This window comes from Neobacillus cucumis, from assembly GCF_023715505.1.
Genome location: NZ_JAMBOH010000149.1, coordinates 1 through 282, shown reverse-complemented (window position 1 = coordinate 282; position 282 = coordinate 1). Strand labels below are relative to the sequence as shown.

Genomic DNA, 282 nt, shown 5'->3' with positions numbered 1-282 from the left:
AAGATGAGATTTCCCATAGCGTCAAGCTAGTAAGATCCCTGAAAGATGATCAGGTTGATAGGTCAGAGGTGGAAGCGTGGCGACATGTGGAGCTGACTGATACTAATCGATCGAGGACTTAACCATACATTAATGATTAAACTCGTTTTTACTTCTTCTTCTACATTATCTAGTTTTGAGAGAATGAAAAAAATAAAATTTTCTCTTGCAAAATATGAAAAAGACATTATAATAAAATAGTGTCGAATAAATAGTCTGGTAATAATGGCGAGAAGGTCACAC

The 282-nt window shown here is 35.1% G+C and carries 1 rRNA gene; it reads left to right on the top strand.

The features are described from left to right. Positions 1 to 126, top strand: a 23S ribosomal RNA gene (locus M3226_RS31875); the annotation flags it as partial. Between the last annotated feature and the right edge of the window lie 156 nt (positions 127 to 282).